At 55.8% G+C, this 303-nt stretch carries 1 pseudogene; it reads right to left on the bottom strand.

The annotated features are described in order from the left end of the window. Positions 1–188 precede the first annotated feature (188 nt). Positions 189–303, bottom strand: a pseudogene (locus tag H6M51_RS25135) (coproporphyrinogen III oxidase); the annotation flags it as partial.

Here is a 303-nt window from a genome sequence, read left to right on the forward strand (position 1 = left end):
GTGTGTTCTGCCCGCTTCTCCCAGATAGGCGTCAAAGCAGGACGCTACCGTTCTGACCAGGAACCTGTGCTGTGTGTTCACGCTCAGCACATCGCCACGCCAGGTCACAATGCCTTCGTCCAACAGGGTCTTGAGCAGCAGATTGGCTTTTCCAAAGCTCTCCTCCGGAAGTTCAAAACCATCCGGCTTGGCTGTAAAATCCACCTGGAAGTCACACATCAACCGCTCGATGATCCAGGCGCGGACGCGGTCCTCCTGTGTGAGGCGGTAGCCTTTCGATGTGGCAAAGTTCCCGGAAGAAAT

Origin of the sequence: Rhizobium sp. AQ_MP, assembly GCF_014237835.1 — a bacterium.
GTDB lineage: Bacteria > Pseudomonadota > Alphaproteobacteria > Rhizobiales > Rhizobiaceae > Allorhizobium.